General features: G+C 62.9%; 23 protein-coding genes and 1 pseudogene. 15 read left to right on the top strand and 9 right to left on the bottom strand.

All coding sequences use genetic code 11. The annotated features are described in order from the left end of the window. Positions 1 to 207: 207 nt before the first annotated feature. From Q0T48_RS05350 to folE, 4 genes are all read right to left on the bottom strand, one after another. Positions 208 to 1080 (bottom strand): DUF429 domain-containing protein, encoded by an 873-nt coding sequence (locus Q0T48_RS05350; RefSeq protein WP_295953460.1) that lies wholly within the window; start codon positions 1078 to 1080, stop codon positions 208 to 210. A 2-nt stretch (positions 1081 to 1082) separates the two neighbouring features. Beyond that, positions 1083 to 1964, bottom strand: coding sequence for an EamA family transporter (locus Q0T48_RS05355; protein ID WP_295953463.1), 882 nt, complete (start codon positions 1962 to 1964; stop codon positions 1083 to 1085). Positions 1965 to 2027: 63 nt separating this feature from the next. Beyond that, complete coding sequence (locus tag Q0T48_RS05360) at positions 2028 to 2450, bottom strand: BLUF domain-containing protein (protein ID WP_295953465.1); 423 nt, start codon at positions 2448 to 2450, stop codon at positions 2028 to 2030. A gap of 4 nt (positions 2451 to 2454) precedes the next feature. Continuing rightward, positions 2455 to 3189, bottom strand: coding sequence for a GTP cyclohydrolase I (folE, locus tag Q0T48_RS05365; RefSeq protein WP_295953468.1), 735 nt, complete (start codon positions 3187 to 3189; stop codon positions 2455 to 2457). A gap of 221 nt (positions 3190 to 3410) precedes the next feature. Here folE and Q0T48_RS05370 point away from each other — a divergent pair, with 221 nt between their 5' ends. Beyond that, positions 3411 to 3791, top strand: a complete 381-nt coding sequence (locus Q0T48_RS05370; protein ID WP_295953471.1) for a nuclear transport factor 2 family protein — start codon at positions 3411 to 3413, stop codon at positions 3789 to 3791. On the opposite strand, the gene Q0T48_RS05375 is transcribed toward Q0T48_RS05370, so the two are convergent. After that, positions 3788 to 5008 carry a urate hydroxylase PuuD gene (locus tag Q0T48_RS05375; RefSeq protein ID WP_295953474.1) on the bottom strand — a complete coding sequence of 407 codons (1221 nt, stop codon included), beginning with the start codon at positions 5006 to 5008 and terminating at the stop codon, positions 3788 to 3790. The two genes, Q0T48_RS05370 and Q0T48_RS05375, sit on opposite strands and share 4 nt — an antisense overlap. 116 nt (positions 5009 to 5124) lie before the next feature. Beyond that, positions 5125 to 5943 carry a xanthine dehydrogenase accessory protein XdhC gene (gene xdhC / locus Q0T48_RS05380; RefSeq protein WP_295953475.1) on the bottom strand — a complete coding sequence of 273 codons (819 nt, stop codon included), beginning with the start codon at positions 5941 to 5943 and terminating at the stop codon, positions 5125 to 5127. Between the two features lie 39 nt (positions 5944 to 5982). Here xdhC and Q0T48_RS05385 point away from each other — a divergent pair, with 39 nt between their 5' ends. Further along, positions 5983 to 6516 (top strand): hypothetical protein, encoded by a 534-nt coding sequence (locus Q0T48_RS05385; RefSeq protein ID WP_295953568.1) that lies wholly within the window; start codon positions 5983 to 5985, stop codon positions 6514 to 6516. A 168-nt stretch (positions 6517 to 6684) separates the two neighbouring features. Here the strand turns inward: Q0T48_RS05385 and uraH are convergent, their stop codons facing one another. Further along, the gene (gene uraH, locus Q0T48_RS05390; RefSeq protein WP_295953570.1) at positions 6685 to 7035 is read right to left on the bottom strand and encodes a hydroxyisourate hydrolase; all 351 of its coding nucleotides are present in this window, start codon (positions 7033 to 7035) and stop codon (positions 6685 to 6687) included. A gap of 77 nt (positions 7036 to 7112) precedes the next feature. On the opposite strand from uraH, the gene Q0T48_RS05395 reads away from it, so the two are divergent. The 13 genes and pseudogenes from Q0T48_RS05395 (at position 7113) to Q0T48_RS05455 (ending at position 21607) form a co-directional block, all read left to right on the top strand. After that, the gene (locus Q0T48_RS05395; protein WP_295953477.1) at positions 7113 to 7784 is read left to right on the top strand and encodes a GntR family transcriptional regulator; all 672 of its coding nucleotides are present in this window, start codon (positions 7113 to 7115) and stop codon (positions 7782 to 7784) included. Between the two features lie 32 nt (positions 7785 to 7816). Next, the gene (gene puuE / locus Q0T48_RS05400) at positions 7817 to 8776 is read left to right on the top strand and encodes an allantoinase PuuE (RefSeq protein ID WP_295953479.1); all 960 of its coding nucleotides are present in this window, start codon (positions 7817 to 7819) and stop codon (positions 8774 to 8776) included. Positions 8777 to 8794: 18 nt separating this feature from the next. Next, the gene (uraD, locus tag Q0T48_RS05405) at positions 8795 to 10570 is read left to right on the top strand and encodes a 2-oxo-4-hydroxy-4-carboxy-5-ureidoimidazoline decarboxylase (RefSeq protein ID WP_295953481.1); all 1776 of its coding nucleotides are present in this window, start codon (positions 8795 to 8797) and stop codon (positions 10568 to 10570) included. A 7-nt stretch (positions 10571 to 10577) separates the two neighbouring features. Continuing rightward, the gene (locus Q0T48_RS05410; protein WP_295953484.1) at positions 10578 to 11801 is read left to right on the top strand and encodes a M20/M25/M40 family metallo-hydrolase; all 1224 of its coding nucleotides are present in this window, start codon (positions 10578 to 10580) and stop codon (positions 11799 to 11801) included. A 266-nt stretch (positions 11802 to 12067) separates the two neighbouring features. Continuing rightward, positions 12068 to 14380, top strand: coding sequence for an NADP-dependent malic enzyme (locus tag Q0T48_RS05415; protein WP_295953487.1), 2313 nt, complete (start codon positions 12068 to 12070; stop codon positions 14378 to 14380). Positions 14381 to 14657: 277 nt separating this feature from the next. After that, positions 14658 to 15689: pseudogene (locus tag Q0T48_RS05420) on the top strand (ABC transporter substrate-binding protein). A gap of 67 nt (positions 15690 to 15756) precedes the next feature. After that, positions 15757 to 16551, top strand: a complete 795-nt coding sequence (locus Q0T48_RS05425) for an ABC transporter ATP-binding protein (RefSeq protein ID WP_295953490.1) — start codon at positions 15757 to 15759, stop codon at positions 16549 to 16551. A 166-nt stretch (positions 16552 to 16717) separates the two neighbouring features. After that, positions 16718 to 17485 (top strand): ABC transporter permease, encoded by a 768-nt coding sequence (locus Q0T48_RS05430; RefSeq protein WP_295953492.1) that lies wholly within the window; start codon positions 16718 to 16720, stop codon positions 17483 to 17485. Positions 17486 to 17638: 153 nt separating this feature from the next. Beyond that, positions 17639 to 17950 (top strand): high-potential iron-sulfur protein, encoded by a 312-nt coding sequence (locus Q0T48_RS05435; RefSeq protein ID WP_295953495.1) that lies wholly within the window; start codon positions 17639 to 17641, stop codon positions 17948 to 17950. Next, the gene (locus Q0T48_RS05440; protein ID WP_295953497.1) at positions 17950 to 18114 is read left to right on the top strand and encodes a DUF2256 domain-containing protein; all 165 of its coding nucleotides are present in this window, start codon (positions 17950 to 17952) and stop codon (positions 18112 to 18114) included. The genes Q0T48_RS05435 and Q0T48_RS05440 overlap by 1 nt, the downstream gene beginning before the upstream one ends. Beyond that, positions 18107 to 19657, top strand: a complete 1551-nt coding sequence (locus Q0T48_RS05445) for a cryptochrome/photolyase family protein (RefSeq protein WP_295953500.1) — start codon at positions 18107 to 18109, stop codon at positions 19655 to 19657. The genes Q0T48_RS05440 and Q0T48_RS05445 overlap by 8 nt, the downstream gene beginning before the upstream one ends. Next, positions 19654 to 20919 (top strand): FAD-binding domain-containing protein, encoded by a 1266-nt coding sequence (locus Q0T48_RS05450; RefSeq protein ID WP_295953503.1) that lies wholly within the window; start codon positions 19654 to 19656, stop codon positions 20917 to 20919. Before Q0T48_RS05445 ends, Q0T48_RS05450 begins: the two co-directional genes overlap by 4 nt. Further along, positions 20858 to 21607 (top strand): SDR family oxidoreductase, encoded by a 750-nt coding sequence (locus tag Q0T48_RS05455; RefSeq protein ID WP_295953505.1) that lies wholly within the window; start codon positions 20858 to 20860, stop codon positions 21605 to 21607. Before Q0T48_RS05450 ends, Q0T48_RS05455 begins: the two co-directional genes overlap by 62 nt. A gap of 2 nt (positions 21608 to 21609) precedes the next feature. Here Q0T48_RS05455 and Q0T48_RS05460 read toward each other — a convergent pair whose 3' ends face one another. Together Q0T48_RS05460 and Q0T48_RS05465 are read right to left on the bottom strand one after the other, a co-directional pair. Continuing rightward, entirely contained in the window at positions 21610 to 23007 is a 1398-nt protein-coding gene (locus Q0T48_RS05460; RefSeq protein ID WP_295953508.1) for an MFS transporter, read from the bottom strand. 165 nt (positions 23008 to 23172) lie between these two features. Then, positions 23173 to 24726 carry a cryptochrome/deoxyribodipyrimidine photo-lyase family protein gene (locus Q0T48_RS05465; RefSeq protein ID WP_295953512.1) on the bottom strand — a complete coding sequence of 518 codons (1554 nt, stop codon included), beginning with the start codon at positions 24724 to 24726 and terminating at the stop codon, positions 23173 to 23175. Positions 24727 to 24789: the final 63 nt, after the last annotated feature.

The raw sequence follows: 24789 nt of genomic DNA on the forward strand, positions 1-24789 counted from the left end.
CTGACCTCCCTCGACCAGTCGCACTGCTTCTTGCTTGAATTCGAGCGTGTATCGCGCTCTCGCCGTCTTCGTCATTTCCGTTCTCCTTGCGTGAATTTAAACACTCAGCAAGGGATACGTTTTTCGAGGGCAAGGTCACACTGAAAGAATCAGTAAGTATTCGTTAATAACTATACAGCGACCCCAGCCCGTATCAAGCAAGTTGCATCACACAGTGATGATCCAGCCTTCCAGGGGGTCGAAATGGCCAGGCAGCCCGTAGCGCGGCTGACACGCTGCATGTTGCTGAGCGGCCCAAGCGGCCTGCAGCATGCATAGCACTGCATCCAACGCATCACCACTGGCATCGGCCACCAGTTCGGTACGCTGCCGTGTTGTAAGTTGCAAACGCATGCCCAACCGCAGGGGCCCATGTGCGCCTTGCCCCGCCTCCAGTGCGTGGACCAGGTCGGACCGTGCAGCCAGCCGCTGTGGGGTTTGCTTAGCCTTATCGTCGCTTTTGTAACTGCGCCGTCCGGTTCCTTGGGCCTTGGGAGTCCAGCCGTCCAGCACCTCGCGCGCCAACAAGCCAGGGTAGGCTTCCAGGGCCACGCGCTGTGGATCGCCTGGATGCAAGCCCGGGAAATCCACCCCGGCATCCAGTAGCAAAGGCACGCCCGCATGCAGCATGTAGGCCACGGGCGGATTGACCCATTTCATGGATGGGCTGGAGCCCGCCAACGCGTCGCAGGCGCGGTGGGCAAATTTCCCACCCACTGGCCGGGCATCGCAAAACGCGGCGAATAGGCTGCGAATCTGCGCCCGCTCCAGGCCCGCAAAGTGGCGGATGCAAGCCGCCCACTCCAGCGGCCAGCCCAAGCTTTCCACCAGTTCGCGCGGCAAGCCAAACGGCAGGTCGAAGCCGCCCACCCAAGGCCGTGACTCGACCAACACAGCGGCAAATGCAGCCAGTGAGGACAGGCGTTCCAGGCGCTGCAAAACCACGCGCCCCTCGGCCACCCGGCCCCAGGCCAGCACGATGTTTTTGCGGGCGTTGGGGCTGCTGGAGAAATCGCAGCCCAGAAATTCGGTCACAGCCATTTCTAACCCAGGGCCAGTGCCACCACGCCCAGCGCAATGCAGCCCGCACCCAGCAGCCGGGTGCCCCGCTGACCCTCGCCCAGCAAATGTCCGCCCAGCAATGCCGCAAACAGCATCGACACTTCGCGCGCCGGGGCCACGTGGGACAAGGGTGCAGTTTGCACGGCATACAGCACTAGCACATAAGAGACGGGGCTCAGGATGCCCACCACCAGCGCGTAGCGCCATTGCTGCCGCCACAGCACCCGGGCCGCAGGCAGGTCGCGCAACACGGTGGAACCCATCAGGCCCATGCGCAGCACGTTGCTGGCGTAGTCAAACATGAAGGGGGAGATCAGCAGCACCTTGACCGAATAGCCATCGGCCACGGTGTAGCAGGCTATGCACAGCCCCGTGAGTGCGCCGTAGCGCAGACCTGCGTGCAAACGGGCTGCGTTGACCGGATCCCGCGGAGCCCGCCACAGGCTAGGGCCCCCGGCGATCAGGAACACGCCCAGCACCACGCCGACCAGGCCCAGAGCACCCCAGATGGTGAGGCGTTCACCCAGTAGAAGCACCGCCGCCAGCGACGAAACCAACGGCCCCAGTCCACGCGCCAGCGGGTAGACCACGGTCAGATCGGCCTTGCGGTAGCCGCGCAGCAGCACCACAAAATACAGGGCATGCACGCAGGCGCTGAGGGCCAGCATGCCCCACTGGGTGGCATTCCAGCGCGGCACTTCGTCCAGCCCCAGCCAGATGCCAAGCGGGGCCCACACGACCATACCGACCATCCCCGAGAAGACGGCAAAGTGCGCGTCACCGCCGGCTTTTTTGGCGGCAATATTCCAACTGGCGTGGATCAGGCCCGCCAGCAACACCAGACACAAGGCAAAAGGGGACATGCGAAAAAACAAAAACCCGCAAGTCGGTTAAGGCTTGCGGGTTGGATGGGTCGGTGGGGACAGTTAGACGCGCCCGACGATAGAGGCGGTGGCCATCAGCTCTTCTAGCAAGGCCAGCGACACCTTGCCCGAGACCGCGTACGGGTCCAGCTCGGGCTTTTCGGCGTATTTCAGCAAAATCGACTGGTTCAACTTGAGGATGTTGACCTGGCCCATGGTCCAGCCACCAAAGCGGCGCTCGGAAATTTCTTCAAAGTGCAGCAAAGCCACGTCTTTGTGCCGCGCATCGCGCTGGATGTGGCCATACAGCTCATTGACCGGCATGCGCCCGCCTTCGATGGCCTGCAAGAATATGCCGCCGCCGTAGCACAAGATGCCGGTGATGCCACAGGCGGGGTTGTATTGACGCGACTGGGCCAGGATGGCTTCGATAGCGCCAGGGCTGGTGTCCAGCGCGCGACTGGCGTAGAGCAAACGTACAAGCATGGCGTTAGCCTTTTCTAGGAATGAGGGCCAAAAATTCGCGGCGCAAGTTCGGGTCTTTCAAGAAAGCACCGCGCATCACCGAGTTGATCATCTTGCTGTCCATGTCTTTTACGCCACGCCAGCCCATGCAGTAGTGGCTGGCTTCCATGACGATGGCCAGACCGTCGGGCTGGGTTTTCTCCTGGATCAGATCGGCCAGTTGCACCACGGCTTCTTCCTGGATTTGCGGGCGGCCCATGATCCATTCGGCCAAACGCGCGTACTTCGACAGGCCAATCACGTTGGTGTGCTCGTTGGGCAACACACCGATCCATATCTTGCCAATCACAGGGCACAGGTGGTGCGAGCAGGCGCTACGCACGGTGATGGGGCCGACGATCATCAGCTCGTTCAAGTGCTCGGCGTTGGGGAATTCAGTGATGTTAGGTGTCACCACGTAGCGGCCCTGGAATACCTCTTTGAGGTACATCTTGGCCACGCGGCGAGCGGTGTTGTTGGTGTTGTGGTCGCGGTCGGTGTCGATCACCATGCTGCTGAGCACGCCCTGCATTTTGTCGGTCACTTCGTCGAGCAGCAGCTCCAGTTCACCGGGCTGGATGAACTCGGCAATGTTGTCGTTGGCGTTAAACCGTTTGCGTGCGGCCAGCAGCCGCTCACGGATCTTGACAGACACGGGCGTGCCCTCACCGTCGCGGGCATCGGCCAGCGCAACAGAATTAATAGCGTCGGGTGTTTTCATTAACATCCAAGAATGGTAGCAGGGCGGGCACACTGGCTGCACGCACAGAGTGCAAAGCCCCCAGAAAGACGATCAGCACACAGAACTCGGCTGCCAATCCAAAGCGCTTACAGAGCACGGGATAATCACCCCATCGCGGCCTTGGTGCCGTTTCGCATTCCGCCAGTACGGCCTGCCCTTTGTGGGGTCCGCCGGTGTGTGGCAAACACTAAAAAGAAACTATGGACAACCTCAATTTACTGAACACCCGCGAAGACTGGTATGCCGCATTTTTCGCCGGTGACACCGACTTCATGGCCACCGTACAGGCCGACTCGTTTTGCGTAGTGCATGCCAGCGGTGTGCAATCTAAATGGGAGCAATTGCACGGCATCTCGCGCGCGGTGCAGGCCGATATGTGGTTTCCCGACACGGCCTACAAGCAGGATGCCAGCTTGTCATTGCAATACCACGGTGAATTTGCCGTGGTCTCGGGCCAAAGCCAGACCTTGATCGATGAAACGCCGCACAGCAGCGTCTTCTTCAGCGAGCTATGGCGCAAAACGCCGCAAGACTGGCAGCTTATGCATCTGCACTTCACACCTGTGCCGGACGCGGTTTAGTCCACCGCCGCGCCGCCCTCGAACCACTGCCCGATCAGCGCCCGCTCGGCATCGGTGATGCCGGTGGCGTTGTTCATCGGCATGATTTTGGTGACCACTGCCTGCTGGTAGACCATCTGCGCATGCAGTTTCAGGTTGGCGGGCGAATCCAGCCGCACGTTCTTCATTTGCACTTGCGGGCCGTGGCACATGTAGCAGCGCTGGGCAATGACCGCCTGCACTTTTTCATATGAAATAACCGGCTTTGCCTTGGCCCCACCTTCACTAGCAGCTACAGAAGTAGGAGCAGGCAGGGGTTTCATCCAGACAATCACGCCCGCAATCACCGCCAGACCCACAAGTGCGTAGCCGATGGGGTGCCGGTTACGGCCCAGCAGGTAGCCGTGGCGCAGCACAAAAAACTGCCGGATCGCCGCGCCCGCGAGCATCATCAACACCAGCACCAGCCAGTTCTGCGGGTGGGTGTAGGTAAAACTGTAGTGGTTGCTCAGCATGGCAAACAACACTGGCAACGTGAAATAGGTGTTGTGCACGCTGCGCTGTTTGCCACGCTGGCCATAGATGGGATCGACCGGCTGGCCCGCCTTGATGGCCGCCACCACCGTGCGCTGGCCGGGGATGATCCAGAAGAACACGTTGGCGCTCATGGTGGTGGCGATCATCGCGCCTACCAGCAAAAAGGCCGCGCGCCCGGCAAACCAGTGGCAGGCCAGCCATGCCGCGGCGCACACCAGCACCGCTACCAGTGCACCCACGATGGCATCGCCGCCCTTGCGCTTGCCAAATATCTGGCAGATGCAGTCGTAGGCCATCCAGCACACAACCAAAAACGCCAGCGCCACGCTCACCGCTGCGCCGCTGGACCAGTTCATCAGCGACTTGTCGACCAGGTAGGTGCTGGCGTTCCACAGGTAGGTGACGGTGAACAGCGAAAAACCGGTCAGCCAGGTCGAATAGCTTTCCCAGTAAAACCAGTGCAGGTGCTTGGGCAGCTGCGGCGGCGCACCAGCGAACTTCACCGGGTGGTAAAAACCGCCGCCGTGTACGGCCCACAGCTCGCCACTCACGCCTTGTTTTTTAAGATCTTCATCGACCGGCGGGGTCAGGCTGCTGTCCAAAAAGACGAAGTAAAACGATGAGCCAATCCAGGCGATGGCGGTAATGACGTGGACCCAGCGCAGCAGCAGGTTGGCCCAGTCGAGGTAATAACTTTCCATGTGTCACTCACCCTTGACAGTATTGCGATGCCCACCACTGCGGGCGCTGTAGGCACTAAAAGGTCACGCACAAAAGCCCCGGGGAGTTGGCTCTGCACCGCTGCGACCGGTTGATTCTATGTAGTAAGCCTTTGCAACAACTGTGCCGCTACCGCAACGGCAATCACCTCGGGCTCTTTGCCGGAGATGCCGGGCACGCCAATCGGGCAGGTGACCTGGGCCAGCTCGGCCTCACTGAAGCCGCGCGCAACCAACCGGTGGCTGAAACTGGCCCATTTGGTCTGGCTGCCGATCAGGCCGATAAAAGGCAGATCGCCCCGGCTACGCTGGCGCTGCAGGCAGGCTGCCACGATGTTCAGGTCTTCGACGTGGCTGAAGCTCATGATGAGCACCGGGCTGCCGGGCGCGATGTCCTGCACCGCCTGCTGCACCGGGTCGGAATGTTCGCAGCGCACAGAAGCGGGCAGATCGGCGGGGAAGATGCCGTCGCGGCTGTCGATCCAGGTCAGCGCAAATGGCAGGCGCGCCAGCACCTGCACCAGCGCATGGCCCACATGGCCACCACCAAACAAGGCCACGGGCGGATGTACGGCAGCCAGGTCGGCGCGCAGGCGATGTACATCGGCCTTGGTGAGCACCTCGAACCGCAAATGCACCACGCCCCCACAGCATTGCCCCAAACTGGGGCCTAGCGGGTAGCGCACCACCTCGGCCCCCGGGGCTCCGGTCAAACGGGCACGTGCCTCGGCCATCGCCTGGAATTCGAGGTTACCGCCGCCGATGGTGCCCACCAACTGGTCGGCCAGCACGGCCATCCAGGTGCCCGGCCCGCGCGGCACCGAGCCTTGGGTAGACTGCACCATAACCAATACGGCGGGCGCATGCTGTAAATGCTGGATTAAAGCGTCTGTAGAAGTCACCTGCGAAGTATGCATGGCACACAACATGGCAAGTCAACCTAATCGATTGAAATGATGAAACAAACGCGTTCTGCACGCCACTCTTTGCGCTGGGCGTTGGCAGGGTTCTCCACCGCCATCGCCACCCTGCTGGCCGGATGCGGTACTGCGCCCACGCCCCCTGCTGGGCAGTCGGCTACCCCCACAGCGCCCCAAGCCAGCTCCAAGCCGGGAGCACCCGCCCCCACGCCTGCGGCACCGCCCAAAATCTCCACCGCCACCACGCCACGCGACTACCGCCGTGATGCCGCCCGCCACCTGTACGAACGCAACGCCAGTCGCATCTACCAAGGCAAGCTGCAGCCGAATTTATACGCCGTGGGGGTGCTGGAAGTGCACGTGGACCGCCAGGGTTTGGTCACCGGTTTGCACTGGATGCGCGCGCCCAAACACGCCCCTGAGGTGATCGCAGAAATCGAGCGCACCGTGTACGCCGCCTCCCCCTTTCCGCCACCGTCGCGCCTGGGCCACGTCACCTACACCGACACCTGGCTGTGGGACAAAAGCGGGCAGTTCCAGCTTGATACGTTGACCGAAGGCCAACTTTAGGCAAGCCAGCAAAATACTATAAAAAATAGAGCTACTCGCATAGATTACATATACGCTAGAGGCCTATTTTTTATAAATTAACGTAACTACTCAGCTTCCTCGTGCAGGCAGAACACACGCCGTCCAGAAACACCGCAGAACTGCAGCCTGGGGCTGCGCCAAATTCACTTAGCTACCGCGGTAGGTGGAGTAACTCCAGGGGCTGACCAAGAGCGGCACGTGGTAGTGCTGCTGGGTGTTGGCAATACCAAAGTCCAGACTCACCCGGTTCAAAAAATTCGGCTCGGGCAACACCACGCCACGAGCCTTAAAGTACCCCACCACGTCGAACGTGAGCCTGTAAGTGCCAACCTGCAAGCTGGCGGTATCCAGTAAAAGGCCATCACTGCGGCCATCAGAATTAGTAATGAAACGCTTCAGCAAAGTGCTGCTTTCACCCTGCGTTGAGTAAAGCTCCACTGCCATACCAGCTGCAGGGCTGCCGTGCATAGTATCCAAAACGTGTGTGCTTAATCCCATACGTGTCCTCACATAATCAAATACGTTGTAACCAAACAAATTTGTATACAGTACAAAATTTGCGTTATTATGGTGGTATGGAATCCACCACGACCAATACCAATACGATCGTCGAAGCACTGACCAAGGCGATTGTCGAGCACCGGCTCCACCCCGGCACCAAACTGGCTGAACAAAAGCTAGCCGACCATTTTGGTGTATCCCGCACCCTGGTTCGGCAAGCCCTGTTCCAGCTCTCACAAAACCGCCTGATCCGGCTGGAGCCTGCGCGCGGGGCCTTTGTGGCCGCGCCGTCGGTGGCCGAAGCCCGCCAGGTGTTTTCTGTGCGCCGCATGCTAGAGGCTGAAATGGTGCGCTCCCTGGTGCGTGACATCACGCCAAGCAAAATCAAGGCCTTAAAAGAACAGGCCGTGATTGAAAAAGCCGCGCTCAAAGACAAAGACCTGACCAACCGCACTGAAGTGTTGGGCAATTTCCACATCCGCATGGCCGAGTTGCTGGATAACGATGTGCTGGTACAGATGATGGTGGAGCTGCTGTCGCGCTGCTCGCTCATCACCCTCATGTACCAGACCGACAACCCCACCGACCACGCCAGCGACGACCACGACGAGCTCATCAAGGCGCTGGCCGCCAAAGACGAAGCGCTGGCCGTGCGCCTGATGGACCAGCATCTGCACAACGTCGAAGCCAACCTCACTTTCGACCGCAAAATCCCCAGCAACGATATTGCGATGGCGCTGGCCTGACGCACTGGCCCAAGTTGTGCTTTGAAGCTGCCATGACCGAGACATCCGCCCCCTCCCCCCAACCGTACCCCCGCGACCTGGTCGGCTATGGCCGCAACGTCCCCCACGCCCAGTGGCCCAACCGGGCCAAAATCGCGGTGCAGTTCGTACTCAACTACGAAGAAGGCGGCGAAAACAATGTGCTGCACGGCGATGCAGCCTCGGAAACATTTTTGTCCGAGCTGATCACCGCCCAGCCCTTCCCCGACCGGCACATGACCATCGAGTCGATGTACGAATACGGTTCGCGGGCGGGCTCCTGGCGCATCCTGCGCGAGTTCGAAAAGCGCGGCCTGCCGCTGACTATCTTTGGCGTGTCCATGGCCCTGGAGCGCCATCCCGAACTCACGCAAGCCTTCGTCGATCTGGGCCATGAAATCGCCTGCCACGGCTGGCGCTGGATCCACTACCAAAACCTGCCAGAAGCCACCGAGCGCGAGCACATGGCTGTGGGTGCCGAAATCATCCGCAAGATGACCGGAGGCCTTTGGCCCCAAGGCTGGTACACCGGCCGCGACAGCCCCAACACGCGCCGTCTGCTGGCCGACCAAGGCGGCTTCAGTTACGACAGCGACTACTACGGTGACGATCTGCCGTTCTGGATGCCCACCACCAAAACCGACGGCACGGTAGAGCCGCGCTTGGTCATCCCCTACTCGTTGGACACCAACGACATGCGCTGCGTGCAGATACAGGGCTTCAACACCGGCGATCACTTTCTGCAGTACCTCAAGGACAGCTTTGACGTGCTCTACGCCGAGGGTGAGGACGCCCCCAAGATGATGAGCATCGGCATGCACTGCCGGGTGCTGGGCCGACCGGGCCGGTTTGGTGCGCTACAAAAATTTCTGGACTACGTGCAAAGCCATGAACGGGTCTGGATTTGCCGCCGCATCGACATCGCCGAACACTGGCAAAAAGTCCACCCTTACAGCCCTGTAGCAGCCCTGTAGCCCCCCTTGTAAACACCCATGCCCTTGACGCTCGCCTTCCTCAACACCGCTCCCCAGCACGAGGTACTGCAGCAGCTACCCGGCCTGTACGAGCACTCCCCCTGGATCGCAGAAAAGGCCCTGTGCGCGCGGCCCTTTGCCTCGCTGGCCGCGTTTAAGTACGCCATGGTGCAGGTGCTGGGCGAAGCGGGCACACAAGCCCAGTTGGACCTGATCCGCGCCCACCCCGAGCTGGCGGGCAAAGCCGTCGAGCCGCTCACCGCTGAATCCAGCCATGAACAAAACCAGGCCGGCCTGACGCGCTGCACGCCGCAAGAGCTGGCCCAGTTGCAGCAGCTCAATGCCGACTACGGCCAGAAGTTCGGCTTCCCGTTCATCCTGGCCGTGCGCGGGCCGCGCGGCGCGGGGCTGCGCAAGCAGGAGATCATCGACACCTTTGTGCGCCGCCTGCGCAACCCGGCCGACTTTGAGCACGCCGAAGCGCTGCGCAACATCCACCGCATCGTTGAAATCCGCCTCAATGATGCGTTTGACACCCACCCCGCGCAGGGCAACACGGTGTGGGACTGGCAAGAAGACTTAAGCGTCCACACCGACCCCGGCTACGCCGAACATGGCCAGCTCACCGTCACCTACCTGACCGACGCGCACCGCGCCTGCGCCACCCAGATCGCCCAGCGCATGCGCGACTGCGGTTTTGACACCGTGCAGATCGATGCCGTGGGCAATGTGGTGGGCCGTTACCTGGCCGCCACGCCCGATGCCAAAACCCTGCTCACCGGCAGCCACTATGACACCGTGCGCAACGGCGGCAAGTACGATGGCCGCCTGGGCATTTTTGTGCCCATGGCCTGTGTGCAAGCCCTGTCAAGCCAAGGCAAACGCCTGCCGTTCCACTTTGAAGTTGTGGGCTTTGCCGAAGAAGAAGGCCAGCGCTACAAGGCCACCTTCCTCGGCTCCGGCGCGTTGATCGGCCACTTCAACCCCAGCTGGCTGGACCAGACCGATGTGGACGGCATCAGCATGCGCACCGCCATGGCCCACGCCGGTTTGCAAGTTAACGACATCCCTGCCCTGCAGCGCAACCCGGCCGACTACCTGGGCTTTGTCGAAGTCCACATCGAACAGGGCCCGGTACTCAATGAGCTGGACATTCCGCTGGGTATCGTCACCTCCATCAACGGCAGCGTGCGCTACACCGGCGAAGTGCTGGGCGTGGCCTGCCACGCGGGCACCACGCCCATGAACCGCCGCCGCGATGCCGCCACCGCCGTGGCCGAACTGGCGCTGTACGTCGAGCAACGCGCCGGGCAAGACGGCGACTCGGTCGGCACCGTGGGCATGCTGCAGGTGCCCAACGGCTCCATCAACGTGGTGCCCGGCCAGTGCAACTTCAGCCTGGACCTGCGCGCCCCGAACAACGCCCAGCGCGATGCCCTGGCCAACGATGTACTCGCCCAGCTGCAGTCCATCTGCGACCGCCGGGGCCTGCGCTACACGCTGGAAGAAACCATGCGCGCGGCCGCCGCACCCAGCGCACCCCTGTGGCAGCAGCGCTGGGAAGCCGCCGTCGAGTCCCTGGGGGTGCCCCTGCACCGCATGCCCAGCGGCGCGGGCCACGATGCCATGAAGCTGCACGAAGTGATGCCCCAGGCCATGCTGTTTGTGCGCGGCCAAAACGCCGGTATCAGCCACAACCCTCTGGAAAGCAGCACTGCAGACGATATGCAACTGGCCGTGGATGCCTTCTCCCACCTGCTGAACCATCTTTTGAACAACCTCTCTCCCGACTAAGCACTCCATGACAGATTACGCCCCGCTCGATACCTGGATTGACCAGCATTTCGACGAAGAAGTCGCCTTTTTGCAAGAACTCATCCGCGTCCCCACCGACACGCCGCCCGGCAACAACGCCCCCCACGCCGACCGCGCCGCCACACTGCTGGAAGCCATGGGCCTGGCGGTGGAAAAGCACCCCGTACCCGCCGCCGAAGTGGCCGCCGCAGGCATGGAATCCATCACCAACCTAGTGGTACGCCGCCAATACGGTCCCGGCACAACCATCGCCCTGAACGCCCACGGCGACGTAGTGCCGCCCGGCGACGGCTGGACCCGCGCGCCCTACGGCGGTGAAATTGCCGACGGCCACATCTTTGGCCGCGCCACCGCGGTCAGCAAGGGCGACTTCGCCAGCTTTACCTTCGCCGTGCGGGCGCTCGAATCCCTGGGCCTGCCGCTCAAAGGTGCGGTCGAACTGCACTTCACCTATGACGAAGAATTCGGCGGCGAACTCGGCCCCGGCTGGCTGCTCAAAAACAACATCGTCAAGCCCGATCTGATGATCGCCGCAGGCTTCTCCTACCAGGTCGTCACCGCCCACAACGGCTGCCTGCAGATGGAAGTCACCGTGCACGGCAAGATGGCGCATGCCGCCATTCCCACCAGCGGCGTAGACGCGCTGCACGGCGCGGTACAGATTTTGAACGCCCTGTACGCGCAAAACACGCTGTACCAGCAGGTCACGTCCAACGTGGAAGGCATCACCCACCCCTACCTGAACGTGGGCACTATCCAAGGCGGCACCAACACCAACGTGGTTCCCGGCAAGGTCACGTTCAAGCTCGACCGCCGCATGATCCCCGAGGAGAACCCGGTTGAAGTCGAAGCCAACATCCGCCAAGTGATTGCCGATGCCGCCGCCAGCCAGCCCGGCATCATGGTAGATGTCAAGCGCCTGCTGCTGGCCCACTCCATGCAGCCCCTGCCCGGCAATCAGCCGCTGGTCGATGCCATCCAGAAGCACGGCTTGGCGGTGTTTGGCGAACCCATCCCGGCCATGGGTACCCCCCTGTACACCGACGTGCGCCTGTACGCCGCCGCGGGCATCCCCGGCGTGATCTACGGCGCGGGCCCCCGCACCGTGCTGGAGTCCCACGCCAAGCGCGCCGACGAACGCCTGAGCCTGGAAGACCTGCGCCGCGCCACCAAGGTGATCGCGCGCACGCTGGTGGATTTGTTGAAGTAACGAACCAGCAACCACCCCATCAGCGGTATGGCATCCCTTCGCGAAACACCGCAGAACTGGCTCTGCCAAGCTGCTGGTGTTGCCCCCTAGCCAAGGGCGTTGGCGAAAACACGCAGTGTGTAGCCTGGGGTAAGCAACATACTCAGATACATTTTTTGCATCGGAATAGGTAGTCTCCACCGGGACTATCCGTGATTGCTTGCGTTAGGCTTACACATCTAATTCGGATTTACGCAGCAACAACACCAAAGAGGACACACAGCAAAATGGCACAAGACATTTCCCCCGCAGAAATGGCGCTGCGCGACGCAGCCCGCGAATACCACTGCACCCCCACTAAGGGAAAAATCTCGGTCAACGCGACCAAGCCGCTGTCTAACCAGCGCGACCTGTCGCTGGCCTACTCCCCTGGCGTGGCCTACCCCTGCCTGGACATCCAGCGCGACCCATCCCTGGCGGCCGAATACACCTCGCGCGGCAACCTGGTCGGCGTAATCACCAACGGCACAGCGGTGCTGGGTCTGGGCAATATCGGCCCGCTGGCTTCCAAGCCAGTGATGGAGGGCAAAGGCTGTTTGTTCAAGAAATTCGCCGGTATCGACGTGTTCGACATCGAACTGGCCGAGAACGACCCCGACAAGCTGGTGGACATCATTGCCGCCATGGAACCCACGCTGGGTGGCGTGAACCTGGAAGACATCAAAGCCCCCGAATGCTTCTACATTGAGCAAAAGCTGCGCGAGCGCATGAACATCCCGGTGTTCCACGACGACCAGCACGGCACGGCCATCATCTCGTCGGCCGCCCTGCTCAACGGCCTGGAGCTGGTGGGCAAGAAGATCGAAGACGTGAAAGTAGCGGTGTCCGGTGCCGGTGCCGCCGCCATTGCCTGCCTGGACGTGATGGTCGGCCTGGGCGTGCAGCGCAAGAACATCTTCGCGTGCGACTCCAAAGGCATCATCTACCAGGGCCGCCCCGGTGGTTTTGACGCGTCCAAAGAGCGCTATGCCCAAGACACCTCGGCCCGCACGCTGGCCGACGCGGTCAACAACGCCGACGTGTTCCTGGGTTGCTCCGCCGCCGGTGTGCTGACGGCCGAAATGGTCAAAACCATGGCCGCCAAGCCCATCATCCTGGCGCTGGCCAACCCCGAGCCCGAAATCCGCCCCGAGCTGGCCAAGGCCGTGCGCCCCGATTGCATCATTGCCACCGGCCGCTCGGACTACCCGAACCAGGTCAACAACGTGCTGTGCTTCCCGTACATCTTCCGGGGCGCACTCGACTGCGGCGCAACCAAGATCACCGAAGCCATGAAGCTGGCCTGCGTGCGCCAGATTGCCGACCTGGCCAAGGCCGACATCAGCGAAGAAGTGGCCGCCGCCTACTCGGGCAAAGAGCTGGTGTTTGGCAGCGAATACCTGATCCCCACGCCGTTTGACTCGCGCCTGATTCTGCGCATCGCCCCTGCCGTGGCCAAGGCCGCCGAGGAGTCCGGCGTAGCCACCCGCCCGATCAAGGACTACGAGGCCTACCGCCAAAGCCTGATGCGCTTTGTCTACCAAACCGGCATGTTCATGCGCCCGGTGTTCAGCGCTGCCAAGGCCGTGCCTGCCAACGCCAAGCGCGTAGCCTATGCCGAAGGAGAAGACGAACGCGTACTGCGCGCCGCCCAGCTCGCCGTGGACGAAAACCTGGCCCACCCCATTTTGATCGGCCGCCCCGCCGTCATCGAGGCGCGCATTCTCAAAGCCGGTCTGCGCATCCGCGTGGGTACCGATGTAGAAGTGGTGAACCCCGAGGACGACGCCCGCTTCCGCCAGTACTGGGAAACCTACCACCGCCTGATGGGCCGCCGCGGCGTGTCGCAAGACGTGGCCAAGGCCGCCGTGCGCCGCTCCAACACCACCATCGCCGCGCTGATGGTGCGCCTGGGCGATGCCGATGCCATGCTGTGTGGCCTGCTGGGCCGCTACGAAGGGCATTTGCAGCACATCAACGACATCATCGGCTTGAAGAAAGGTGCGTCTGGCTTTGCGGCACTGAACGCGCTGATGCTGGAGAAGCACACCCTGTTCATCACCGACGCGTTTGTCAACGAAGACCCCACCGCCGAGCAGCTCGCCAGCATCGCCGTGATGGCCGCCGACGAAGTGGCCCGCTTCGGCCTGCCGCCCAAGGTGGCGTTTTTGTCGCACTCCAACTACGGCTCATCCGACCGCCCCTCGGCCCGCAAAATGCGCACCGCCCACGAACTGTTCAGGGCCATGGCCCCGGACATCGAGTCCGATGGCGAGCTGCAAGGCGACACCGCCCTGCTGCAGCCCATGCGCGAAGCCGCGCTGCTGGATGCCGAAACCAACCTGCACGGTGAAGCCAACCTGCTGGTCTGCCCCAACTTGGACGCGGCCAACATCTTGTTCAACGTGCTCAAGGTTACCGGCGGCAACGGCGTGACGGTCGGCCCCATCCTGTTGGGTGCAGCCGCCTCGGCACACATCCTGACCCCATCGGCCACCGTGCGCCGCGTGGTCAACATGACAGCGCTCGCAGTAGCCAACGCGGTGACCTTCCGCAAGTAGGTACACCCCTAGGCTTGCGCACTTCGTGTCGCAGCGCCACCCCCTCGCATCGGTTTGCCAAAACCGATGCGACACGCAGGGGGCAACACCTACGGCTTGGCAAAGCCAGTTCCATGGTGTTCTGGAGGCGCTGGTTTCCCCTGCGGGGATTGCACCAGCTTTGATTCCTTTGCAATTGGGGTGATCGCAGGCAAAAAATGCGCACTTTTATAGTGCGCTTTTTTGTTTTAGTGGCACCCTTATTGCTGTAACGTTTGGATACCCCTTTGGAGTCCCGATGAAAAAACGCGTCTTTCTGCACACCGTCCTTGCCAGCGCCGCCCTGCTGCTCACCGCCCCCGCCTTCGCCCAGACAACGCCCATCAAGTTCCAGCTCGACTGGCGCTTCGAAGGCCCGGCAGCGCTGTTCCTCACCCCGGCGGCCCGTGGCTATTTCAAGGATGCCAAGCTGGACGTGACGATCGACGTGGGCAACGGCTCGGGCGGCACTGTGACGCGGGTAGCCTCGGGGGCCTACGACATGGGCTTTTCCGACATGGCCGCGCTGATGTAGTTCCACGCCAACAACCCCGACGCGCCCAACAAGCCGGTGGCGGTGATGATGGTCTACGCCGACACCCCGGCCTCGGTGATGGTGCTGAAGAAATCCGGCATCAAAACCCCCGCCGACCTGAGCGGCAAAAAGTTCGGTGCCCCGGTGTTTGACGCAGGCCGCCGCGCCTTCCCCATCTTTGCCAAGGCCAACGGCATTACCGGCGTGCAGTGGACCAGCATGGACCCACCACTGCGCGAAACCATGCTGGTGCGCGGCGACGTGGATGCCATCACCGGCTTCACCTTCACCTCGCTGCTGAACCTGGAAGCGCGCGGCACCCAAGCCGCCGACGTACTGGTGCTGCCCTACCCGCAGTTTGGCGTGAAGCTGTACGGCAACGCCATCATCGCCTCGCCCAAGCTCATCAAGGAGAACCCGGCCGCCGTCAAAGCCTTCTTGCAGGCCTTTGCCAAGGGCATGAAAGAAGTCATCGTCCGGCCTGCCGCCGCCATCGAAGACGTAAAGGCCCGCGACGGCATCATCAACGCACCCCTGGAACTGCGCCGCCTGAACATGGCCATCGACACCGCCATCAACACCCCCAATGCCCGCGTCGAGGGCTTTGGCCAAACCACGCCACCGCGCCTGTCGCTGATGGCCTCACAGGTGTCGGACGCATTTGCCACCAAAACGCGGGTCAACCCCGACGCGGTGTGGAACGGCAGCTTTTTGCCCAGTGCGGCCGAGTTAAACGTTTTATCCGCCAAAAAGTAATTACTATTTTTTTAATAGCTACTAGCGTAAGCAGAATCTACGCTAGAGGCCTATTTCTTATAAATTTGTGAACACACCTCCTTTTGTGGACTTCCGCGATGTCTGGCTGGCCTACAACGACACATTGCTGGCACAGAACCAGTTTGCGGTAGAGGCGATCGACCTGCAGGTGCAGCAGGGCGAATTCATCGCCATCGTCGGCCCGTCGGGCTGCGGCAAGTCCACCTTCATGAAGCTGGCCACCAGGCTGAAGATGCCGTCCAGGGGCAGTATCCGCATCGACGGCCAGCCGGTCACCGGGCCGCTGAAGATATCGGGCATGGCTTTCCAGGCACCATCGCTGCTGCCCTGGCGCACCACGGTAGACAACGTGCTGCTGCCGCTGGAAATCGTGGAGCCCTACCGCTCCAATTTCAAAGCCAAGCGCAAGGAATACGTGGAGCGCGCCCGCCAGTTGCTGCAAAAGGTAGGGCTGGGCGGCTATGAAGACAAGTTTCCCTGGCAGCTCTCGGGCGGCATGCAGCAGCGCGCCAGCATCTGCCGCGCACTCATCCACGAACCCAAAATGCTGCTGCTCGACGAGCCCTTTGGCGCACTCGATGCCTTTACCCGCGAAGAGCTGTGGTGCATCCTGCGCGACCTGTGGACCGAGCAGCGCTTCAACGTGATCTTGGTGACCCACGACCTGCGCGAGTCGGTGTTTCTGGCCGACACGGTGTACGTGATGGGCAAAAGCCCGGGCCGCTTTATGCACAAACAGCACATAGACCTGCCCCGCCCGCGCGACCTGGAGCTGACCTACACGCCCGCGTTCACCGACATCGTGCACGCCCTGCGCGGCCACATCGGCAGAAACAAGTGAACACCCCCAGGCTACTCACTTCCCCGGGATCGGCCCGAAGGGTCGATAACGCATGTAGCGCCCACCCCCTTGCAGGGGGCAACACCTGTGGCCCGGCAAAGCCGGTTCCACGGTGTTTCACGAGGGGTCGCCCGTCGCCCCCTGACTTACAAAGAATCTCCTATTTATGCACAAGAAAACATTAGAAACTTGGTCGCCCTGGGTACTGCTGCTGGCCATCCTGCTGCTGTGGCAGGGCATTTGCAGCACCTTCAACGTGTCCGAATTCATCTTCCCCAGCCCCTGGCGCATCTGGACCCAGCTGGTCGAATTCAAAGGCACCATCGCCGCCCACGCCTGGCGCACCTACTGGGTGACGATGGCGGGCTTCTGCCTGGCGATTGTGGTCGGCGTGCTGCTGGGCTTTGTGGTGGGCAGCTCGCGCCTGGCGTTCGCCGCCATCTACCCGCTGATGACGGCCTTCAACGCCCTGCCCAAGGTCGCGTTTGTGCCGATTTTGGTGGTGTGGTTTGGCATTGGCACCGGCCCGGCCATCCTCACCGCGTTTTTGATCAGCTTCTTCCCCATCATGGTCAACATCGCCACCGGCCTGGCGACGCTGGAGCCCGAGCTGGAAGACGTGCTGCGGGTACTGGGTGCCAAGCGCTGGGACGTACTCACCAAGGTGGGCCTGCCGCGCTCTATGCCCTACTTTTTTGGTTCACTCAAGGTGGCCATCACCCTGGCGTTTGTGGGCACCACGGTGTCGGAGATGACCGCCGCCAACGAAGGTATTGGCTACTTATTGATCTCGGCCGGCTCCAGCATGCAGATGGGCCTGGCCTTTGCCGGGCTGATGGTGGTGGGCGCGATGGCCATGGTGATGTACGAGCTGTTCAGCTTCATTGAGAAGCACACCACCGGCTGGGCGCACCGCGGATCACAGGGTGATTGAAAAAGTGACTGAGTAGTATCAGACTAAACTGCTGCGTATTGATTTTGATCAAAGCGGCGCGCGCTGGTCTTGCGTATGCTCCGGCCACCGTTGCTTTTGACGGAGGCAGTCCGCCGATCTTCCCCTGGGGAACATCGGCAGGAGATACCCAAAATGACCCACCCACGACGCGTTTTCCTGATGTCCCTTGCGGCCACCAGTGCAGCCCTTTCCACCCTCAGCACCAGCGTGCACGCCCAGGCCAAGGTCGATGAAAAAGACCCCCAGGCCGCCGCCCTGGGCTATGCTGCCGACACCACCAAGGTGGATGCCAAAAAGTATCCCAACCACGCCGCGGCCCAGATGTGCGGTAGCTGTGCGCTGTACCAGGGCAAACCGGCCGATGCCGCCGGTGCCTGCCCGCTGTTTGCAGGCAAAGTGGTCAGCGCCAAAGGCTGGTGCAGCGCCTGGGCCAAGAAGGCCTGATGCCCGCTGCTACGTTCAAGGGCAACAAGCAGTCCCTGCCCAGCAAGCCCTGTGTGGCTTGCGGCAGGGCCATGGCCTGGCGCAAGTGCTGGGCCAAAAACTGGGCCGAGGTGAAGTACTGCTCCGATGCCTGCCGACAAGCCCCCAAGGCCAAACATGCTTAGAAACCTGGTCATCGTGCTGGGCGACCAGCTTGACCTAGCCTCTAGCGCCTTCGACGACTTCGACCCCGCACAAGATGCCGTGTGGATGGCCGAAGTGGCCGAGGAGTCCACCCACATCTGGTCCAGCAAGCAGCGCATCGCCCTGTTTCTGGCGGCCATGCGCCACTTTGCCAAAGGCCTGCGGGATGCAGGTCTGCCATTGCACTACACCCGCCTAGACCAGGCCGACAACCAGGGCAATCTGGCCGCCGAATTGCAATTTGCTATAGAAAAACTAGCGCCTCGCGCATGCATCATCAGCGGTGCAGGTGATTTCCGTGTGTACCAAGCGATCCAGGCCGTGGCCAAGCAAACAGGTGTGCCGCTGGACGTGCGCGAAGACCGCCACTTCTACGCCACCGTGCGCCAGTTCGCCGCCCACGCCCAAGACCGCAAAACCATCCGCCTCGAATATTTTTACCGCGCCCTGCGCAAACAGCACGGCGTGTTGATGGAAGGCGAGCAGCCCGCTGGCGGCCAGTGGAACTTCGATGCCGAGAACCGCGAAGCCTTTGGCAAAACCGGCCCCGGCACCGTGCCGCCCCGCACCACGTTCGCACCCGATGCCACCACGCAGGAGGTCATCGCACTGGTCAACACCCGTTTCGCCAGCCACCCCGGCACGCTGGACAGCTTTGCCTGGCCCGTCACCCGCGCGCAGGCGCTGCAGTCGCTGGATGCCTTCATCGTCGAGCGCCTGCCGCTGTTTGGCCGCTACCAGGATGCCCTGTGGCCGGGCGAGGCCTGGCTGTACCACTCGCACCTGTCGGCGGCGCTGAACCTCAAGCTGCTGAACCCGCGCGAGGTGGTGTCCGCCGCCGAAGCCGCCTACCAAGTGGGCGCGGCACCGCTGGCCTGTGTAGAGGGCTTTATCCGCCAGATTCTGGGCTGGCGCGAGTACGTGCGCGGCATTTACTGGACGCAAATGCCCGGCTACGCCGAGCGCAATGCCCTGGATGCACATGAGCAGCTTCCCGCCTGGTACTGGACCGGCCAGACCGACATGGCCTGCCTGCACGACGCGATCGAACAAACCCTGGCCCACGGCTACAGCCACCACATCCAGCGGCTGATGGTGACCGGCCTGTTCGCCCTGCTGCTGGGCGTAGAGCCACAGCAGGTGCACGCCTGGTACTTATCGGTCTACGTGGATGCCGTGGAATGGGTGGAGCTGCCCAACACCTTGGGCATGGCGATGTACGCCGACGGCGGCCTGATGGCCAGCAAACCCTACATCGCCACCGGCAAATACATCGAACGCATGGGCAGCAAACAGCATTGCGCCAGCTGCCGCTACGACCCGGCCCTGCGCGAAGGCGCGCTTGCCTGCCCGTACACCACGCTGTACTGGGACTTTCTGGCGCGGCACGAAAAGCTGCTGGCCAAGAACCCGCGCATGGCGCTGCAGGTGCGCAATTTGGCCCGCCTGAGCGAAACGCAAAAGCAGGCCGTGGCCGAACGCGCCGCCGCCATTCGCAGCGGTGCAGTGGGAGGTATTACATGAGCTTCGAACCCACCCTGGCCGCCGCCCAGGCCCGCCTCAAAGCCGTGCGCCCCGCCGAATACGCCCGTAGCCGCAACGCCATCGAAGGTGCCGTCACCGGCCTGTCGCCCTACATCACCCACGGCTTGGTCACCCTGCCCGAGGTGCTGGCGGACGTGGCGGCGCAGCACAGGCTGGACATAGGGCACAAGCTCGTCTTCGAGCTGGGCTGGCGCGAATACTTCCGCCACGTGTGGCAGCACCAGGGCAACGGCATCTTGCAGTCGCTGCACGAAGGGCTGCTGCCCAAGAGCGCCTACGCCCCCGAGATGCCCGCCGACATCCTCCAGGCCCGCACCGGCATCCCGGCCATCGACACCGCCGTGCGCACCCTCTATGCCACCGGCTACTTGCACAACCACGCCCGCATGTGGCTGGCCAGCTACATCGTGCACATCCGCAAAGTGCATTGGTGCGCCGGGGCCGACTGGATGATTGCCCACCTGCTCGACGGCGACCTAGCCAGCAACCACCTGAGCTGGCAATGGGTGGCGGGCACGGGCAGCACCAAGCCCTACCTGTTCAACGCCGAAAACGTGGCTAAGTACTCGCCACCCGACTGGCACAGCCCCGGCAGCGCGATCGATACGTCCTACGCCGCGCTGGATGCCATCGCCCACAGCCCACGCGCCATAGCCGGGTTGCCCGGAACCGAAGGCCTGGTGGAGCCCGCGGTGTCCCCCACCCCGCCCGATGTCACCGCCCCCGATGCCGCGCTGGTAGCCGGCCGCGACGTCTGGCTGGTCCACCCCTGGGCGCTGCGCCTCCCGCCGGACCTGCCCGCCCAGACACTGTGCATTGGCATCTATCTTGAAGGATTCCATAGCACCTGGCCCTGGAGCCGCCTGCGCTGGAGCTTTGTGGGGGCCCGCATGGCCGAGCTGACCACGGCCCGCTGGCACGCCGACACCGCCACGCTGCATCAAGCCCTGCGCGGTGCACGATCGGTACGCACGGTGGCCGACGCACACGTGGATCTGAGCGCCTTTGCCCAGGTCGAACCCGCCCCGCTGTTGTTTGCCGAAGTCGCCCGCCCCTGCACCTCGTTCTCGCAGTGGTGGACGCGCACCGCGCGTGGCATCACCCAGTTGCACGACCTCCCCGGACTGGCAGGCCTGTCGGCAGGCCCCTTGTTTGACCACCCTTTAGAAAGCACTCCCCATGACAACGACAATCCCCCAGATCGCCCTGGTGACCGGCGCACGCGGTGGCATAGGCCGTGAAGTCGTGGCCCAGTTGCGCCAAGCAGGGCACCGCGTCGCCGCAGTAGGCCGCGATGCCGCCACGCTGGCCGAATTGGCAGCCGATGCCCACATCGCCGTCGACACCACCACGCCAGAAGGTGCCGCCGAGGCGATTGCCGCCTGCGTGGCCCAGCTCGGTGGCCCGCCCACGCTGCTGGCCCACTGCGTCGGCAGCACCCTGATTGCGCCCCTGCACCGCAGCACGGCGGCCCAGTACCGCGAGGTGCTGCGCATCAACCTGGACAGCGCCTTCTTCATGCTGCAAGCCTGGGTGGAAGCCCTGCGCGTGGCCAAGCTGCAAGGCGCGGCAGTACTCGCCTCCAGCGTGGTCTCGCGCATAGGCGTAGCTAACCACGAAGCCATCGCCGCCGCCAAAGGCGGCATCGAAGCCCTGGCCCGCAGCGCCGCCGCCACCTACGCCCCGCTGGGCATGCGCGTCAATGTAGTCGCCCCCGGCATGACCGACACCCCCATGACCGCCGGCATGCTGCGCATGGACGCGATGCGCGAAGGCGCGGGCAAGCAATACCCGCTAGGCGGCGTGCAAACCGCGGTGCAGGTGGCCGATGCCATGGCCTGGCTGCTGAGTGACGGCGCGGCGCGCATTACGGGGCAGGTAATTGCGGTGGATGGTGGCTTCACCACCGTGCGGCCGCTGGTGAAGTAGCCCTACTTACGCGCCACAAAATGGTCCCCCGCCCCCTGGGGCAGGCGCAGGGTGTCCAGCAAGCCCACCAGCGCGACCGTAGCGGCGACCACGAACGCCAGCTTGTACTCAAAGGCAGTCGTGGCCACGCCCAGCGAGCCCGACAGCCCCTGGCCCAGGCGGACCGCCATCGCACCCAGGGTGATGCCCGCGGCCATGCTGACCTGTGAGACCACGTTGAACAGCCCGTTGGCATCGGCCATCTGCCGCTCGGGTACGTCGGCGAAGGCGATGGTGCCAAGGCAGGTGAACTGCATCGAACGCGTCATGCCGCTGATGAACAACATGGGCACCAGCACGGCAGCAGGCGTGGCAGGCCCCACCAGCGCCCAGGAAGCCAGGCACAGCGCGACCAGCAGCCCGTTCCAGAGCATCACCGGGCGGTAGCCGAAGCGCCGCAGGATGGGCGTGGTCACGCTCTTCATGGACAAGTTGCCCGCAAACATCACCAGCAGCCACAGGCCCGAATGCAAGGCATCCATGCCCAGACCGAGCTGGAACATCAGCGGCAACAAAAACGGCAGGCTGCTGATCCCCATGCGCGCGAGGGAACCGCCGACCATGGCCGCCCGAAAGGTAGGGAAGCGCATCGGCGCCAGGTCCAACATCGGGCTGGCTGCACGGCGGAAATGCCGCACGGCCGCGGCCAGCAACATACCGCCGCCCACGCACACCAACAGGTTGACCGCATCGACCGCGTTGCTCAGCTGCTCCAGCCCACCCAGCAGGGCAAACATGCCACCGCCGCACAGCACAAAACCGGTCCAATCGAAGGGCTTGCGCGTCGCAGGCTCCAGCTTCGGGATGAGCCACAGCGCCAAGCCAAAGGCCACCATGCCCAGCGGCACGTTGAGAAAAAAGATCCAGTGCCAGCTGGCGTGGTTCACGATGAAGCCGCCCAGCGGCGGCGCGAGCACCGGGGCCACCAGCGCGGGCCAGACCAGGTTGGACATCGCCGCCATGCGCCCGGCTTGCGGTGTGTGGCGCAGCACCAGCAAGCGCCCCACCGGCACCATCAGCGCACCGCTGGCACCCTGCAGCACCCGCAGTGCGATGAAGGTATGCAGGTCCGTGACCAACCCGCAGACCACCGAGGTCAGCGTGAAACCGGCAATGGCGCAGGCGAATACTTGGCGCGGGCCGACGCGGTCGGCAATCCACCCACTGACCGGGATGAACACGCCCAGCGCCAGCAGGTAGGCGCTCATCGCCACGTTGAGCTGCACCGCATGCACCCCGAACGAGCGCGCCATGTCTGGCAAGGCGGTGGCGATGATGTTGCCGTCCAGTACCTCCATGAACATCGCGCCAGTCACCAAAAATGTCACCCACCGCAGACGTACCCCTTCCAGCTTGTTCATGCAACGCGCCCTGCATCTCCCGGCAGGGGCAAGACCCGCTTACGGCACGGTTTGACGATACAAGCCATATCCGCTATCTCCTTTAATTTTTATTAGCCATTTTGGCCTCTAGCACAGGTGGAATATACGGTATACGCTACATATTAAATAGCAAAACCACTATCCTCAGTCTACAAACAGATCCAGCTGCGGTGAGGCCTGCGGCACGCGTGGAGACTTGCTGCGGGCCATTCCTGTGCGCGGCAAACCCGCTTTGCGCGAGCCATGCCGGTTCTGGATCGCATCCGCTTCGGCCCGTGATTCTGCCGTACCGCGCAGGCCATACAGCCGCTCTTTGGCCATCTTTACCGCGGCCGCATCGTCCACGATAGGCGCAGGGTAATCCTGGCCCAGCACACAGCCCACGCTACGCTGCTGCGCCGCACCCATGCGCCACGGCGTGGCCAGCAATATCAAGGGCACCTGTGCCAGCTCGGGCACCCAGCGGCGGATGAACACGCCGGCCGGGTCGTGGTCTTGCGCCTGTTTGGTGGGCGAGTAAATGCGCAAGGTGTTGATACCGGTGGTGCCGCTTTGCATCTGCATCTGGCTCCAGTGGATGCCGGGCTCAAAGTCCAAAAACTGCCGCGCCAAAAACACGCCCGTAGCCCGCCAGTGCAGCCACAGGTGGTAGGACGCAAACGACACCAGCATGGCGCGCATGCGAAAGTTCAGCCAGCCGGTAGCGCGCAGGCTGCGCATGCAGGCATCGACCATGGGATAGCCGGTCTGGCCCGCGCACCAGGCCTCGAAGCGGGCTGCATCGAAGTCGTTTTCGCGCAGACCGTCGCACACGCGGGCGAAGTTCTGGAATTCGATGCGCGGTGCGTCCTCCAGCTTTTGCATGAAATGGCAGTGCCAGTGCAGCCGCCCCGAAAATCCGCGCAAAGCCGCGACCCAGTGCCGCCCGTCCGGGTCGCCCTCGGCCTTGATCTGCGCAATCCGTGCCTCGGTCGCCTGGTACACCTGCCGCACCGACAGCGAGCCAAAAGCCAGATGCGGGCCGAGGCGGCTGCAGCCCTCTTCGGCCGTCAAAGGGCTGGACAGCGACTGCCGATAGTCGCCACCGCGCAGATGCAAAAAGCTGTGCAAGGTGGCGCGCGCGGCCGCCTCGCCTGCGGCCTGCAACTGGCGGCCATGGGGCGTGCAGCCCAGTTGGGCCAGCGTGGGCAAATCCGACATGGCGACCCGCGCACCAGCCCAGCCCGCAGGCATCGCCACCTGTGGTGCCGCCATGCGCTGCTGCCAACGCGCCGCCCAGCCGTTGCGCGAACGCAGGCGGCGGATGACCCCGGTGTGGGCAAACTCCTGCCACTGCACGCCCTGCGCACGGCACCAGTCCCCCACCGCCAGATCGCGTGCATAAGTCCAGCCGGAGCCGGTTTCCTCGTGGCTCAGCAGGTGCTGAAAGCCATGGCTGCGCTGCAACTCGGCAAACACCTGCAACACCGGCCCCACCTGCACCAGCAGCGGCAGGCCGCGCTCTGCCAGCACACTGCGCAGCTCGGCTAGGCAGGCCAGAGTGAACGCTACATGCTGGGCATCGCATTCTGGGCTGGCCAACCATTCGGGCTCCATGACAAACACCGCCAAGGCCGCGCCCGGCAGGGCCGCTGCAGCCGCCAGCGGCGCGTGGTGAGCCGATCGCAGATCTTTTTTTAACCAGACAACAATGCTCATGAACTAACTGTCGTCGATTTGCGAATTTGAGTCTGGCGCTGGGGTATTGCTAAAAAATAACAC

This window comes from Rhodoferax sp. (genome assembly GCF_025354435.1).
GTDB lineage: Bacteria > Pseudomonadota > Gammaproteobacteria > Burkholderiales > Burkholderiaceae_C > Rhodoferax_B.